General features: G+C 36.6%; 14 protein-coding genes and 1 riboswitch. Of the genes, 12 read left to right on the forward strand and 2 right to left on the reverse strand.

Annotated features, from left to right (window positions below):
• The first annotated feature begins 18 nt into the window (after positions 1-18).
• The 7 genes from AADH04_RS13855 (at position 19) to AADH04_RS13885 (ending at position 6946) form a co-directional block, all read left to right on the forward strand.
• Positions 19-1062, forward strand: a complete 1044-nt coding sequence (locus tag AADH04_RS13855; RefSeq protein ID WP_434777861.1) for a 3-oxoacyl-[acyl-carrier-protein] synthase III C-terminal domain-containing protein — start codon at positions 19-21, stop codon at positions 1060-1062.
• Positions 1059-2075, forward strand: coding sequence for an NAD-dependent epimerase/dehydratase family protein (locus AADH04_RS13860; RefSeq protein WP_434777862.1), 1017 nt, complete (start codon positions 1059-1061; stop codon positions 2073-2075). The genes AADH04_RS13855 and AADH04_RS13860 overlap by 4 nt, the downstream gene beginning before the upstream one ends.
• Positions 2068-2874, forward strand: a complete 807-nt coding sequence (locus tag AADH04_RS13865; RefSeq protein WP_434777863.1) for an MBL fold metallo-hydrolase — start codon at positions 2068-2070, stop codon at positions 2872-2874. Before AADH04_RS13860 ends, AADH04_RS13865 begins: the two co-directional genes overlap by 8 nt.
• Complete coding sequence (locus tag AADH04_RS13870) at positions 2871-4154, forward strand: F390 synthetase-related protein (RefSeq protein WP_434777864.1); 1284 nt, start codon at positions 2871-2873, stop codon at positions 4152-4154. Before AADH04_RS13865 ends, AADH04_RS13870 begins: the two co-directional genes overlap by 4 nt.
• Positions 4155-4169: 15 nt before the next feature.
• The gene (locus AADH04_RS13875; protein WP_434777865.1) at positions 4170-5294 is read left to right on the forward strand and encodes a sterol desaturase family protein; all 1125 of its coding nucleotides are present in this window, start codon (positions 4170-4172) and stop codon (positions 5292-5294) included.
• 55 nt (positions 5295-5349) lie between these two features.
• Positions 5350-6498 (forward strand): hypothetical protein, encoded by a 1149-nt coding sequence (locus AADH04_RS13880; RefSeq protein ID WP_434777866.1) that lies wholly within the window; start codon positions 5350-5352, stop codon positions 6496-6498.
• A gap of 217 nt (positions 6499-6715) precedes the next feature.
• Complete coding sequence (locus tag AADH04_RS13885) at positions 6716-6946, forward strand: hypothetical protein (protein WP_434777867.1); 231 nt, start codon at positions 6716-6718, stop codon at positions 6944-6946.
• Between the two features lie 97 nt (positions 6947-7043).
• On the opposite strand, the gene AADH04_RS13890 is transcribed toward AADH04_RS13885, so the two are convergent.
• The gene (locus AADH04_RS13890; RefSeq protein ID WP_434777868.1) at positions 7044-8051 is read right to left on the reverse strand and encodes a reverse transcriptase family protein; all 1008 of its coding nucleotides are present in this window, start codon (positions 8049-8051) and stop codon (positions 7044-7046) included.
• 731 nt (positions 8052-8782) lie between these two features.
• Between AADH04_RS13890 and AADH04_RS13895 the strand changes: the two genes are divergently transcribed.
• Positions 8783-10945, forward strand: coding sequence for an autotransporter domain-containing protein (locus tag AADH04_RS13895; protein ID WP_434777869.1), 2163 nt, complete (start codon positions 8783-8785; stop codon positions 10943-10945).
• A 256-nt stretch (positions 10946-11201) separates the two neighbouring features.
• Positions 11202-12314, forward strand: coding sequence for a glycerol dehydrogenase (locus AADH04_RS13900; RefSeq protein ID WP_434777870.1), 1113 nt, complete (start codon positions 11202-11204; stop codon positions 12312-12314).
• Positions 12315-12368: 54 nt separating this feature from the next.
• On the opposite strand, the gene AADH04_RS13905 is transcribed toward AADH04_RS13900, so the two are convergent.
• The gene (locus AADH04_RS13905; RefSeq protein WP_434777871.1) at positions 12369-13214 is read right to left on the reverse strand and encodes a pyridoxamine kinase; all 846 of its coding nucleotides are present in this window, start codon (positions 13212-13214) and stop codon (positions 12369-12371) included.
• Positions 13215-13387: 173 nt separating this feature from the next.
• Between AADH04_RS13905 and AADH04_RS13910 the strand changes: the two genes are divergently transcribed.
• From AADH04_RS13910 to ribB, 3 genes are all read left to right on the forward strand, one after another.
• Positions 13388-13987, forward strand: a complete 600-nt coding sequence (locus AADH04_RS13910) for a GNAT family N-acetyltransferase (protein ID WP_434777872.1) — start codon at positions 13388-13390, stop codon at positions 13985-13987.
• Between the two features lie 130 nt (positions 13988-14117).
• Positions 14118-14963, forward strand: coding sequence for a bifunctional 5,10-methylenetetrahydrofolate dehydrogenase/5,10-methenyltetrahydrofolate cyclohydrolase (locus AADH04_RS13915; RefSeq protein ID WP_434777873.1), 846 nt, complete (start codon positions 14118-14120; stop codon positions 14961-14963).
• Positions 14964-15028: 65 nt separating this feature from the next.
• Positions 15029-15177, forward strand: a riboswitch (FMN riboswitch).
• A 123-nt stretch (positions 15178-15300) separates the two neighbouring features.
• Positions 15301-15945 (forward strand): 3,4-dihydroxy-2-butanone-4-phosphate synthase, encoded by a 645-nt coding sequence (ribB, locus tag AADH04_RS13920; RefSeq protein WP_434777874.1) that lies wholly within the window; start codon positions 15301-15303, stop codon positions 15943-15945.
• Positions 15946-16229: the final 284 nt, after the last annotated feature.

The following is a 16229-nucleotide window of genomic DNA, read 5'->3' on the forward strand; positions in this document are numbered from 1 at the left end:
ATTGATGAGATAAATGTTATGGTATTTACAACTCAAGAAAAAAAACCTATTTTTCAGGAGGAGTCGTGTCGTTCTTCGTCCTTTCTTCCTTTGAAAATTATTTCAACAGGGGTCTCTGTGCCAGAGAATAAAATATATTCAGCGCAACTAGATCAGCAACTAAATAAAAAAACAGGTTATACCGAAAAACGCTCAGGTATTCAGTATCGTTATCATTCAGACAATCAGGCATCACAAGCGCAGTTAGGAATAAAAGCATTGAATCATGCTTTGGCGCGAAACAAGATTGAACCTGAGTCGATTGATTTATTGATTTCTGCTTGCGCTATTCCTGTTCAGGTATTGCCTTATAATGCTGCACATTTATTACAGTTAAGTTGTTTACCTAAGGGCACCGCCAGCTTGGATGTGAATGTCAGCTGTGTCAGTTTTATTGCTGCTTTACATTTGGCTGCATGTTTGCTTAATTATGGTGGATATAAACGTATTGCCATTGTTTCTGCTGATTTGCCTTCTCGTGGGCTTGATTGGCAAGATGAAGAGTCATCCATTATTTTTGGTGATGGTGCTGCTTGTGCCATTGTTGAAAAAGGCGGTGGGCAAAGCGGAGTTCTTTCTTATTTATCAGAAACTTATACAGAAGGAATTGATTTATGTGAAGTTCGTGCAGGTGGTACACGTTGTAATCCACGTTCTGGTATGTCTGATGGTGATTTTTTATTTCGAATGAATGGAAAACCATTATTTAAATTAGCATCCTCTTTAATTGAGCCCTATTTAGAACGGTTATTAAAAGCCAGCGGCTTAGCTTTATCTGATATTGCTACAGTTGTGCCACATCAGGCTAGTCATTTATCTTTAGAACATATGCGTAAAAGGCTAGGGGTCACGTCAGAGGCATTAATTGATATTTACCGTTTTCGTGGCAATCAAGTATCGGCTTCTATTCCAACCGCTTTACATGAGGCTGTTGTGACAGGGCGTTTTCAACCTGAAAAACCAGTTATGCTTATTGGTACAGCTGCAGGTTTAGCATTTGCTGGTATGGTGTTGTTACCATGAAATTTCTTGTTACTGGTGCAACAAGTGGCTTAGGGCGAAATGCGGTGCAATGGCTGCTGGAAAATGGCCATCAGGTAAATGCAACAGGGCGAGATATGCAGGTAGGATCAGAGCTTGTTCTTTTAGGCGCACAATTTACTGCTCTTGATCTGGTTACAGCAACTGATGAGGATTATCGTCAATTAATGGTCGGTTGTGATGCTGTTTGGCATTGTGCTGCCTTCTCCTCTCCTTGGGGGAGTAAAAAAGCTTTTTATGAGGCAAATGTACTTGTTAGTGTGAAACTGGCGACTATTACTGGAAAAATGGATATAAAGCGGTTCGTTCATATTTCTACCCCCTCAATTTATTTTGATTTTCAATCACATTCAAATATTACAGAAGATTATTTGGCCTCTGCATTTGCCAATGAATATGCAAAAACCAAATATCAAGCAGAACTGGATATTTTAAAACAATCAAAAATATATCCAAATACGGTTTATATCATTTTACGCCCAAGAGGGTTATTTGGCCCTTATGATCGGGTGATTGTGCCCAGAATTTTAGCTCAAATTGAACGGACAAAAGGCATATTGCCGTTGCCTGGTGGTGGTTTGGCTTGTGTTGATCTGACTTTTGTTTTGAATGTGGTTCATGCCATGTATTTAGCAACCGTGAATAAAGAACTGGTATCAGGAGAGGCATTTAATATTAGCAATCATCAGCCTGTTCAGTTGGTGCAGGTTTTGGCGCAATTATTAAAAGAAGAACTGGGCATCAATTATAAAGTGCGTAAATTGCCTTATGTCATGCTTTATATTGTTGCCAATGTTTTGGAAAAGATCGCAAAGGTAACTGGAAAAGAACCAGCTTTAACCCGTTACAGTATAGGCGCGCTTTATTTTGATATGACGCTTAGTCAACATAAAGCGAGTACTGTCTTAGGATACCAGCCACAATACACCTTAGAAGAAGGTATTGTGTTGACTGCAAAGTGGCTAAAAGAGCAAGGTATGAAGCACAATGGCTAAGATAACAACCTTTGAAATTGGTTATTGTACGCATATGGGGTGTATTGTACAAAAAGGGGCTGGTTTTCGTGTATGTAAATTTCCTTCTCGGGCATGGTTATTAGAAGTGGGAGAAAACCGTTGGTTGTGGGATACAGGTTATGCTAACTATTTTAACCTTTATACACAATCTGGTTTGTTTGCTTTATACCGTAAAGTGACGCCTGTTTATTTAAATGAGGGCGAGTCTTTACTGGCTCAATTGGTTAATCATGGCGTTGATTTAGCCAGTATTAAAGGGGTGATTCTTTCTCATTTTCATGCTGATCATATTGCAGGTTTAAAAGATTTTTCAAACACTCCTTTTATTTGTTGTGGTAACGGTTGGCAAAAAATACGTCATTTAAGAGGGATTGCTGCATTAAAACAAGCTTTTATTCCTGAGTTGATTCCTGCTGACTTCGAACAAAGATTATCCTATATGGAGCAATTTACGCAATGTGCCTTACCAGAAGAGCTGGCACCGTTTGATACAGGTTATATTTTACCTGACAGTAAAGATCAGATTATTTTGGTTTCCCTTCCTGGTCATGCTGTTGGTCATATTGGTGCTTTTGTTTTAACTGATGACGGTTGGGTTTTGATTGCCAGCGATGCGGCATGGTCAACAGCTAATTATCAGGCACTCAAAAAACCTTCAAAACTCACCCATTTTATTATGGATAGCTCAGTTGATTATCATCAAACACTAAGTCGTTTAAATCAGCTTTATTTAAATAAACATGTGGATATTCGTTTAAGCCATGAGGGAGACTTATGAGCATATTCAATACAATCTGGCATTATTGGCGGACCAAACAATTACAGTTTTCCTCGCGTGAGGCTTTAGAACAATACCAAATAAAAAAACTAGATGATTTTAAGCAGTATATTGTGAAACATAGCCCTTATTTTCGCCAGTTTCAGCATTTGCCAATCAGTCAATGGCCAATCATGAATAAAGCCAGCATGATGGATCATTTTGATCAAATGAATACAAAAGGTTTATGTAAAAAAACCTTATTAGCATGTGCACAAAAGAGCGAACGCTCTCGTGATTTTAGCCCAAAAGTTGGTCAATATAGTGTTGGTTTGTCTTCTGGAACGTCTGGGCAAAGAGGGCTGTTTGTTGTCAGTCCAAAAGAGCAGCACATATGGGCCGGAGGTGTTTTAGCCAAAATGTTGCCACAAGGTTTGTTTGCTGGAGAGCGAGTGGCACTTTTTTTAAGAGCAGATAATAATTTATATCATAGCGTGAATAATCGCTGGCTAAGTCTGTCATTTTTTGATTTGTTGGCTAATTTCTCGGATCAATTAAGTCAATTAGAGACTTATCAACCAACCATTATTGTGGCACCCGCACAGGTTTTAAGGGCATTAGCATTGGCAAAATTACATGGTGAACTTCGTATTAAACCGAAGAAGGTTATTTCTGCGGCTGAAACAATGGAAGCACATGATAAGGCTTTGTTACAACGGGTTTTTAGTGAAGTCTCTGAAGTTTATCAAGCCACAGAAGGGTTTATTGCGGCAACTTGTACACATGGCACTTTACATTTAAATGAAGAGTTTATACATGTTGAACCGCAATGGTTGGATAAAGAGCGTTTTATGCCGATTATTACTGATTTTACTCGGACAACTCAGCCTATTATTCGTTATCGTTTAGATGATGTTTTGGTTCAAAAAAATTCGCCTTGTCCTTGTGGTTCAAAGACAAGAGCCATTGCCTATATTGAAGGGAGACATGATGACCAATTGTTATTGGATACTCCCAATGGGCAAAAGCAAATCATCATTTTCGCTGATCCTTGCAGCAGAATCATTGCCAATTCATTACCGCTAAGCAGTGATTATCGTTTAGTGCAAAATAAACAGACTTTACAATTAATTGCAACTTGTTCTGAGGAATGGTTAGAGAACTGCCAGCAACAATTATGTGCTTATTTTAAGGAGCAAGGGGCAGATGTTTCCTCATTACATTGGGTGCTAGAAAGCGTTTTGGAGATTGATCAGCCATTCTTACAAAAAAGGCGTCGTATTACTCGTCAGTCATTTTAAGGAGGTATTTGAATAATGAATAATTTAACTATTCCCATTATTTTTATGTTATGTACAGTAATGGCTGAAGTTTTTTTTATAAAATTTTATAAAAAACAAAGGATTGATTGGCAGGATGTTATGTTTAACTTAAATTCAGGTCATATGATGCTCTGGCTTTTTAGAGGATTAGAGGTTGTTTGTTATCATTATGTGTTGGCGCACTTTAGTTTTGGTTTGTTTGACTCATGGCCAATTGTATTCGTTTGGTTATTTGCGTTAATTGCGTGGGATTTTGGTTTTTATTGGTTGCATCGTTTACATCATCGTTTGCGTTTTTTTTGGGCGGTGCATATTGTCCATCACCAAGGTGAACATTTTAATCTTTCTTTGGCTGTTCGTAATTCATGGTATTCCTCGTTGACATCCATTCCTTTTTTCCTACTGTTGGCATTAGCTGGTTTGCCCACTCATATTTTTGTAATGGTTTCTATCTTTCATTATTCAATTCAATTTTTTAACCATAATGTTATTACACCAAAATTGGGTTTTTTAGAAAAAATATTGGTGACGCCATCACATCATCGGGTTCATCATGTCAAGGACCAGTATTATTCAAATCGTAATTATGGTGGATCCTTTATTATTTGGGATAAATTGTTTGGTACATTTGAAGCAGAATTACCTAAAAAAGAATTTAGTTATGGATCATATAATATGATGCCAACAGCGAACCCTTTTTGGGCCAGTAACGTACCTTTTATTGAATACTTTAAATTCCCCTTTTTGCCCAATCAATCAACCCGATCCTATTCGTGCTCCAATTTTATCATTACCAGTGGCACCTTAATTTTGTTTGCATTGGTTATTGGCTACATTTTTATCTATGGTTATGGATACAGTAGTGGTATTTCAATCAACCAGCTCTCTCTTTTTGGTTTATTGGTATTGGGTAGTATTGCCTTAGGGGGAATTTGTGAAGGCAAAAAATGGGCAAAGGTCTTATGGTTGATGGTTAGTGTCGCATTTCCATTATTATTTATTGTTTGTTGGCATTGGTATCACTGGTTTTGGATAAGCTCAACAGTTTTGATTGCTTTACATGGAATTGCTTTTTTTATTGGACTAGGACGCATGGGTGTACAGGAAATTAAAGTGTGAATTGTCCTGTTAAGTGGTTAAATAAAATGAGTCAAACACGATACAAGGGATAAAAATGCATATATTGATTTTAGGCGCCCGTGCCCCTGCTTGTTTAGAGTATGCCAGAGCATTTAAGCAAAGCCAATGGCACGTTACTGTGGCAGACAGTTTACAGAGACCACTTACTCGCTATTCTGCTGCAATTGATCATTTTTTGTATCTTCCTGCACCAAGGTATAAGTTACAAGAGTGGACTGATACGCTGATTCATTATATCCAAACGAATAAAGTTGATTTGGTTTTGCCTATGTGTGAAGAAGTTTTTTATTTGTCTTATCAAAAACCTTTATTGGCAAAATATACTCAAGTATTGGTCGATGAATTTGAGTTGATGCGTGTTTTACATCATAAAGGTTTATTTGCCCAATTGGTTGAAAGTTGGCCAATAAAAGCCCCAGAAACATTTATTTTATCTGATCAGACAAAATTAGGATTGTATAAAGAGCAATCGGAGCATTTTGTCTTTAAACCGGCTTTTTCACGCTTTGCCAGTTTAACTTTGGTTTGCCCAAAAGCAAAGTTATTGGACCAGATACGTATTGAAGCCTTCAACCCATGTATTGTGCAAAAATTTATAAAAGGTACGGAATACTGTAGTTATAGTATATTACATCAGGGTAAAGTAACTGCCCATAGTTGCTATCAACCAACATACCGAGCTGGTAAGGGGGCAGGGCTTTATTTTGTTCCACAAAATATTAAAGCTATTTTAGACTTTGTGATGTATTTTGGACGGAAAACAAGATTCACTGGGCAAGTTGCCTTTGATTTTATTGAAGATGAAACAGGGGATTTTTTTGTTATTGAGTGTAACCCAAGAGGAAGCAGTGGGGTGCATTTGTTTTTTAACCAACATCAAGCTTTGGTTAATGCGCTTACCCATCACAGTAACGCCTTATTAACACCTAATCATCAACAGGCACTTGCTTCTAAATTTGCTATGGTAGCGGTAGGTTTACCCAAATCATTAAAAAAATTCAGACAATGGAAAATAGATTTTCATATGGCTAAAGATATTGTTTTTGATCCTGAAGATCCTAAGCCTAGTTTGAATCAATATAAAAGTACCTATGAAGCATTATGTTTAGCATTAAAATACAAAAAATCACTATGGCAAGCCATTACCGAAGATATCGAGTGGAATGGAGAGTTTCTTGTTTAGTGGGCAGGGCAATACTTTTTATATGTAATTTTTTCTTGAGATACAGTTGTTTTTGAATTTATTTATCATTTTGTTGCTAGATGAATCAGGTTTTTTTATTATATAATATAAATGAAATTTCTCTTATTTTATAATAATAATTATAAAGTTTTTAATAATATTCTAAGTTGTATATTTTTATGTAGTAAATGATAAAAACTGACTACAAAGGAAAATTATGAGACTGAAAATTTATGACTATATTATCAATCAGCCGTTTATGAAGAGCGGAGAGGGCTTTAATGAACAGTTCTATCAAGAAGTTGCTGAGCTTGATGAACAGGCGCTTGAACGGTTAAAGTTTGAATTGGGTAAATTGGTTGAAGAAGGGCTAATTTATCTAGATGAAGACAATAAATATAAATTGACTAAAAAAGGCTGCGATTATTTTTTTAAAAAATTTGTATAGCCCCCTTGAGCTGACTAAAGAAAAAGATATGCAGTCTTTATGATTTTTTATGGGATAATAAAAGCTGCATCTTTAGTGTGATCAGTAGGTATACATTTTAGAGCGAATGTTGTTTCAATAGTTTTTTTATGTCGATTTTTGCTTGAGTAAAATATTGGTCATCAGGATTCACTTGTAAAATAAAATTAATTTTCCCTTGTATGGCATACAGAAAACGGATAATTCCTTGCTGACCTAAGGGTAGGTACTGCGTATCTTTAATTCGTTTTAAATGGGACAGTACGCCAAATTTTAAACAATAATATATTGTTTGTCTTAAGTTTTTTCTATATTGTAAGCAAACTTGGGGTTTTTGATTAACTGTAATTCCTGTGACGATTTGTTTGTGATGTGTTGTGATTAATTTTGTTTTTTTCTCATTTAAGTTAAATCCTATTGCTTGTAAATAATTTTGCACTTTATTTTTGACTTCTTTTTGATTAAATTCTCCTGAAAAAATCATATCGTCGCAATATCTTGTGTAAATGATTTCTTTTTCTTTACACCATTTTCCCATGTATTCATCAAAGGGACGCATAATTAAATTGGATATTGTGGCTGAAGTGGGTGCACCTTGGGGTAAATAATCTTTATAACAGCATAGATGGGTTAATAAAGATCGAACAGCAGGGGGGAAGCTTCTGTTTGGAAAAGCATACTGGTAAACCATTGGAAAAATGATGGTACCAAAAAAATTTTCAATATCTAATTTTAAAATTTGTGGTTGCTGGATATGTGCTTGAGCATTGGTTAAAATTGTTGCACCTTTATGATATGCCATTGCATAGGTAGAAATAGGCAGGCTGTTTAAAATATGATGCAATATGTTTCTTTGAATGTTTTTTAATAGTTGGTCTGGAACGTGAAGTTGGCGCAATGTTCCATCTCTTTTAGGTATGCTGATTGGTAAATAATGATCTTGTATATGGTTACTGAGCGTATAAAGACAGGTAATTTGTTTTTCTTTTGACCATTTTGTTTGACCAAATAATTGAAAAGAAATAAGTAATTCTTTGCAATGTTCAGTAGTGCAATATTTCCATAGGTTTTTTGTATTCGAAGACACACTGTTTTCCCTTATGGTTTGGCAAAAAGAAAATGGGGCAATACTATAAAATGATTCTGTAATAGGTGTAGATGTAGTAAAGCCTTAGGCTTAAGGCGATCGCACATGAGAATGTGCGGTACTACATTGTAAGCTATTACAGTCAGCAAGCAAGGCTTGCATTCTCAAGGTAACAATTATCCAATAACGACTCGCTATTAGACCAGATAAATAAAATCGATCTGGATAAGCTATTGCCCCAGCAAAATTTTACGGTTATCTGTAAAACAGGTCAATCAATTAGGTTGATTATTCATTAAATAAATTCCATTGATGATGCTATTAATGTTTTGCATGGGAGAAGAAAACATCAATAGGCTTATTGGGGTAATTTATTGTTTTTTCTTATTCAGTTGGCTTTAAAAGAGTTTTTATATCTTTAGGGGCGATTGTTCATTTTTATAAATTGTAAAATTTAATACTTTTTATTATATAGTCATTTTTTATCAAAAAAGCAACAATATTCATTTTTATTAATTTTTTCCTTTTTGTTATTGAAAAACATAAATATTTATTCAGTTTTCTATTCTTATTTTTTAAAATTATTTATATTGAATTGTATTTTTTTGTTAAATTTTATTTAAAATAATTTTTATATGTTAAAATTTTAACAAAATGATAAATAATTATTTAATATGAATTTTTATGTAAATTTAATTATTTTAAATGAAAATATTTAAAGGCTATATTGCATGATAGAAAAAAAACTGAATAGAAATCGAAATAATCTACAAAAACCATTTAAGCAAAAATATTTAAATGGTATGTTATCCATTTTGCTTGTGTCTGGTGTCGCACAAGCTGCTCCTTCGTTCTTTACAACAACGGATATAGGATCTCTAATAGAAGGAAATTCTATTGATATTCGTGTGTCTGCGAATGGGACGGTTGCAGTGATTAGGGCTGAAAATGGCGCAGTTTTTAAATATACTGATTCAGGGGTAGTTGATTTAGGCCATTTAGGTGGGGTTTATACTTCTGTCTCTGCTGTATCAGCAGATGGTGCTGTTATTGTTGGCCAATCGACTGATTCTTCAAGGAATAGCCATGCATTTAAGTATACAGATTCGGCAGGTATGGTTGATTTGGGTACTTTAGGTGGCGAACATTCATCTGCTAATGCTGTCTCGGCTAATGGTTTAACTACTGTTGGGTATGCACAAACACTATCAGGTAATTCGCATGCTTATAAGCATACAGATGCAACGGGTATGGTTGATTTGGGCCATTTGGGTGGGGATGTGTCTAATGCCATTTCTGTATCAGCGGATGGCTCCGTTATTGCAGGCAAATCATATAATAGCCAAAACCAATACCATGCGTTTAAACATACAGATGCAACAGGTATGGTGGATCTTGGCACTTTAAGTGGTGGCACTAGCTCAGAGACGACGGCCATGTCTGCGAATGGGCAGGCTGTTGTTGGGTATGCAGATAATGCTGCTGGTCAAGTTCGCGCATTTAAACATACAGATGCAACGGGTATGGTGGATTTAGGATCATTAGGTGGGGATTTAACTGCCGCAATAGGTGTTTCTGCTGATGGTTCTGTGACTGTTGGGCAATCGTATACAACTGCAGGGGAACATCATGGATTCAAACATACAGATGCGACAGGTATGGTTGATTTGGGTACTTTAGGTGGTTCTATTTCTGCAACCAATGGCGTTTCTGCTAATGGTAAGGTTGTTATTGGTTATGCGTATACAGATTTAGGTACTGTACATGCGTTTAAACATACAGATGAAACGGGAATGATCGATTTAGGTACTTTGGGAGGAAGTGCTTCTATTGCTGCTTCTGTGTCAGCAGATGGATCTGTGATAGGCGGAGTGAGTACCTTGGAGGGTGATTTAGAGCAACATGCTGTGCTGTGGAAAACAATTGATAATGGTTCAGGCGGTGAAGAGAGTGAGAATGGTGGCGACCAGACTATATTGGTTGATGTGACCAATACGCAAAGTGCCATGAGGCAAACTGCCATACAAGCACAGCAAGTGTTGGATAGACGCAGTGCTCGTTTAGATAACCTTATGTATCAAGATTGCTTTATTGGTGAAGGAACCATATGTGTTGGTGGCTATACCAGTTACAGTTATGGGAAACGTATTAATCAAACAGATATGGGGTTGACCTTAGGGTATCAACCAGTTGATCAGCTTCGTTTTGGCTTAACTGTGGATTATACCGCAGATGATCATTTACCTAACCGTTTTCATCAATCTGGCAGCCGTACGCCTGGGCTGGCTTTCTTTTCACAATATCAACAGCAACGTAATGGTTTAGGTTGGCAAGCGCGTTTAGCGGCAGCTTATGCAAAAAGTGATGTTGAAATTACCAGAGAGCAATTAGCTTTTACAGAGGCAGGACAGGCTGATGCTTCAATTAAAGGGCAAGCGTATAGTATGAGTGCTGGATATGGTTTTTATTTAAATCAAGCGATGCTTACGCCTTATGTGGCATTACAATATAAAGAGGTTTCACGTAGTGCTTATCAGGAACGAAATAATATTGCTTTTCCCATCTCTTATTCAAAAGTGGGTGAGAAAAACACCAGTTTAAAATTTGGGCAACAACTGTTAGTGCCTATTGCTCAGAAGGTAAAGTTTGATGCAGATATTGGGCTGAGTGTGGATTTAAAGAATCGACGTGATGCATTTAAGGCTTACGAGGCGTATTTAGGCAACTATATTTATGGTGTTAGCGAAAGAAATAAAATTCGCTTACACAGTAATATGGGCTTTCGTTATCAGCCAACTCGTCAGATCGTTTTACGTTTAGGAGCCGGTTGGTCACAACAATCTTATGATTCAGACATCACACGTATTGATGCCAGTATGAGTTATTCATTTTAAGAGATGTAATTTAAGTTTTTATAAAAAAGCGGCCAGTTTATGGCTGCTTTTTTATTGATGAATGGTTATTGATGTGCTTATTTTTTGCGTAATGATATTTGTTTATTAATAATTCTAAAATAATGATTTATATCAAAATAATGGGTGGTCGTTTTGCTTAAAATTAGCTGACTACTTTTAGCAATATATTGCTATCTTTATTGATGTCCTTCGCTGTTATCTTTCCACATTCATTTCTAAGATGGGAGAACAAATCATGTTAACCGCAGCTATATTTCCAGGACGTTATTTACAAGGATCAGGAGCCATTCATACTTTAGGCGATGAATTAGGTAAGTTGGCAAAAAATGCCATTTTATTGGTTGATCCATTTGTAGATGACAATTTAGGTTCCGTTATTTTAGCTTCTTGCGAAGGGAAAGTGCATACGTATAAAATCCGATTCGCTGGAGAGTGTTGTGATGCAGAAATTGAGCGTGTGATTAAAGAGGTTGAGCAAAGTAGGTTTCAAGCCGATATTGTGGTAGGTATTGGTGGTGGTAAAACAATTGATACCACACGTGCGTTTGCTGCACAATTAAATTTACCAACAGCGATTGTGTCTACTTTAGCCGCAACAGATGCACCATGTAGCTCAGTTTCCGTGGTTTATACACCAGAAGGTGAATTTGAACGTGTATTAATTTCAAAAAACCCATTATTGGTTTTAGTTGATAGCCAAATTGTTGCCAATGCTCCTGTGCGTTATTTAGTTTCTGGTATGGGGGATGCTTTAGCAACATGGTTTGAAGCGGAAGAATGTGGCATTAATTATGCTCCTACTATTGCAGGTACACCACCAACAAAGACAGCTTTGGTTCTAGCAAGGCTGTGTTATGATACTTTGCTTGAATTTGGTGTGGCTGCATTAGAAGCTTGTGAACAAAAAGTAGTGACACCTGCACTGGATCGAATCATTGAAGCCAATACTTTATTGTCAGGTTTAGGATTTGAAAGTGGTGGTTTAGCCGGTGCGCATAGCATTCATGATGCATTCACTATTTTAGAGCCTGCACATGCCATGTTACATGGTGAAAAAGTTGCTTTTGGTACATTATGCTTATTGATGCTAACAGGGCGCTCAACAGAGCAAATTGATGAAGTTTATTCATTTTGTGAGTCAGTTGGGTTACCGACTACATTAGCTGATATTAACTTGCCAAATGTAACTGATGAACAATTACAAGCAGTCGCCAAATCTGCGTGTACTGAAGGGTATGATATTTATCATTTGTCTCGCCCATTTACATGGGAAGATGTTTATGCTGCGATTAAAGCTGCTGATATGATGGGCAAACGTAGAAAAGAGCAATGTTGTTGTATTGAATAGTATCCTGTAAATGAACAGCCGGGAAACCCGGCTGTAAATAATTTTATTTAGGCGTTATGCTAAACTTTGTCCTAATAAACTGAGCCCTTCTTCAAAGTTTACCCCAAAACGTATATCAGTTTGAGCTATTTTTGTTCTTTGAATACTTTGAACAGTAAATTGTACCGCTATATTGAGGGCATCTTCTAAAGATTTATTCTTCATGATTGCCGCTAATAGCGCACTGGCAAAAACATCTCCTGTACCATGGAAATGTCCTTCAATTTTTGGGGCAAAAGCATAACTGATTTTTCCTGTTTTTACTTCATAAGCTGCCGCACCTAATTCTTGCTCATGAAAAGAGACACCTGTCAGAAAAATAGTTTTAGGGCCTAAAGCGCTCAGTTTTTTCAGTAATTGCTCAATATAGTCTTGGGTATATGGGCCTTCCTGATAAGGCTCTCCCAACAAAAAGGCTGCTTCTGTCATGTTCGGAATCACCATATCGGCTTTTTCACAAAGTTTTGCCATCTGTTTGGGGTAGTCTTCAGAAAAGTTATTGTATAGTTGCCCATGATCAGCCATGACAGGATCAATAAAAACAAGTGTTTGTTCGTCATTTTTGAGTGAATCGAAAACTTGAGAGACAATCGATATTTGTTCTGTAGAGCCAAGATAGCCTGTATACACACCATTAAATTGAAGGTTTAAACTTTTCCAGTGTGCGACAATGGGTAAAATATCATCCGTTAAATCTCGAAAAGTGTAGCCTTCTATACCACCGGTATGAGTAGATAATACTGCTGTAGGAATAACACTGGTTTCAATTCCTGCAGCAGAAAGTATGGGTAAAGCAACTGTAAGAGAGCATCGACCAAAACATGAAATATCGTGAATGGCCGCAACCCGTTTTTGTGTCATTTTATTCTCCAGTTTTTGATATCAATAAGATTGTTTACTTTTAAAACTTTATCATGAATTAAAATCATATTGATAGTACGAATGTTCATTATTTTTGATAAAATGCTTTGTGGATTTATTCTTTATTTGATTTTTTTGAATCAAAAGCTTATTACATAAAAGTAAGGATGAATATGAGTTTTGTCAATTCAGTCAATTTAAGTTTGTATGGTATTTTATTGGAACCATTATCATATGAGCATGAAGAAGGGCTAACACAGGCTGCTACTGATGGTGCTTTATGGGATTTGCGGGTCACTTCAGTTCCTTCGCCAGAACAAACTTATGGCTACATTCAAAGTGCACTTAAGTCTAGAGAGCAGGGTGATCGCTTTGCTTTTGTTGTTAAAGATCAGGTTTCTGGGAAAATCTTAGGTACCACCAGTTATCATGATATTGTTGAAGCAATAAAAAGAGTGGAAATTGGGTACACATGGTATGCCAAATCTGCACAACGTACCCATGTGAATACAACCTGTAAATTACTTTTATTGAACCACGCTTTTGAAACATTGGGTTGTCAAGTTGTTGGTTGGCGTACAGATAATTTTAATTTTGCCAGTCAACGTGCAATTGAACGCTTAGGGGCAAAAAAAGATGGTGTGATACGCGCTCATGCGTTACGCAAAGATGGCACGATTCGTGATACTGTAATGTATAGTGTTACAGCTGGTGAATGGCCTGAAGTAAAAGCACATTTACTTTATTTATTAAGCCGTTATCGGATTACATAGTTTTTGTCCTTCACATATCTGGTGATGATTGAATAAAAGATAAACATAATCATCGGACATAAAGGACTATTGTCTGTTTATTCAAAGATGAGCGACCTGATTATTCAAAATAGACTACAAAGGAAAATAAATGCAGCTTATTAAAGGTTCTGATACAGTTAAGCGATTAAAAAAAGAAATTGAACAAGATCAGGTATTATTAAAGGGTATAACCCCTCAAGCTGCCATTATTCGTCTTGGTGAAAAAAGCGATGATATAGCATATGAACGCAGTGCAATCAAAACTTTAACAAAATATCAGATTGATTGTCATTCTTTTACTTTTTCTAAAAATATACCCAATACAGAGTTTCTGTCTAAATTTAAAGAAATCAACAAAAATACTCAAATAAACAGTATCTTATTGCTTCGTCCATTACCTAAGCATATTGATATACAAAAAATAGAATGTACGATTAATCCATTAAAGGATATAGATGGTATCAGCCCGATGAACATCGGCAAAATGTTTAATGAAGATGAAAGCGGCTTTGCGCCTTGCACGGCAGAAGCGGCAATGGAAATGCTCAAAACAATGAATGTTTCTTTACGCGGAAAGAGAGTGGTAATCGTTGGCTGTGGTCCAGTCGTTGGCCGCCCTTTGTCATTATTAATGCTTTCTGCAGGAGCTACAGTTGTGGTGTGTAATGAGTACACTCAAGATTTGGCTCAACATACCAAGAAAGCAGAAATTTTAATTGTGGCAACGGGTGTTAGAGGGTTAATTACAGCAAAGCATGTATCTTCAGGCATGATTGTGATTGATATTGGTATTAATACAGATGAGCAAGGTCACTTATGCGGAGATGTTCGCTTTAATGAAGTTGCTGAAATTGTCACAGCCATTACACCTGTACCAGGTGGAATTGGTGTGGTGACTACATGTATTTTAGCCAGAAATGTTTATAAGGCAACCAAGTTACAAAGATTGTCTTAAAACCAGAATAATTAAATGCAAATAGTTGTATTGTTTCTCATAAATAAGAGGTGTATATTAAATAGGCTTATTCTCAGGGCGGGGTGGAAGTCCCCACCGGCGGTAAACCATTATTATGGTGAGCCCGCGAGCGCTTAAAATGATTATTTTAAGGTCAGCAGATTTGGTGAAACGCCAAGGCCGACGGTTATAGTCCGGATAGGAGAGAGTAATAATAAATAAACAGATGATGATTTCTGTGTATTTCCTATTGTTATTTTGTTAAAGTTCCTCTTTAACAGTCCTTAAGCATGCCCTGATTCTGGTAAGTTTTTATTCATTACAAAGGCAGGTTACCATGAATCAGATATTATCTTCACAAACAGATCAAGCAATTGAACAAGTAGAGCAGGCATTAGCAGCCATACGTCAAGGACGAGGTGTTATGGTGTTGGATGACGAAAATCGGGAAAATGAAGGAGACATGATTTTTGCCGCCCAAAACATGACATTGGAGCAAATGGCTTTAAGCATTAGGTATGGTAGTGGTATTGTGTGTTTATGTTTGACTGAACAAAAGTGTCAACAATTGGATTTGTCCATGATGGTTGATCACAACTCAAGCCATTATCAAACAGCATTTACTGTCAGTATTGAAAGTGCCAAAGGTGTCACAACTGGCGTGTCCGCAGCAGATAGGTTGACCACCATTAAGACGGCCATTCATCATAATGCTAAACCATCAGACTTAAATCGTCCAGGTCATGTGTTTCCATTAAAGGCTAAGGTTGGTGGCGTATTAAATCGTGTAGGGCATACGGAGGCGGCTGTTGATTTGGCACTTTTGGCTGGGCTGACTCCTGCGGGTGTTTTGTGTGAGTTGACAAAGGAGGATGGTTCTATGGCCAGAGCCCCAGAGGTCATACGATTTGGACAAGAGCATCAAATGCCTGTGCTGACGATTCAAAATCTGATTACATATCGTCAAATGATGCAAATGTAAAAAATATTAATTTAAAAAGCTAGGAATGAAGAGTTATGTTACTTGATATTCTTAGCTTCTTAAATCAGTTAGCTTATGAAATGAGGCGATAAATTATTTACTCAAAAAGCAGTTGATATGTTGTTGCATTTGTATTGAGTGGTCAATTAATAAAACAAGTAAAGTCTGAGAAAAATATATTAAAAGATGCCTCTGGGAAATTTTGGTGGATATTGATCAGGAGGAATGGTATGGATTAACTGTTGATACCAATGACACTGTAGAAGTGAGGAGTGAAATTGATC

Source organism: Neisseria sp. Ec49-e6-T10 (genome assembly GCF_051132615.1).
Lineage (GTDB): Bacteria > Pseudomonadota > Gammaproteobacteria > Burkholderiales > Neisseriaceae.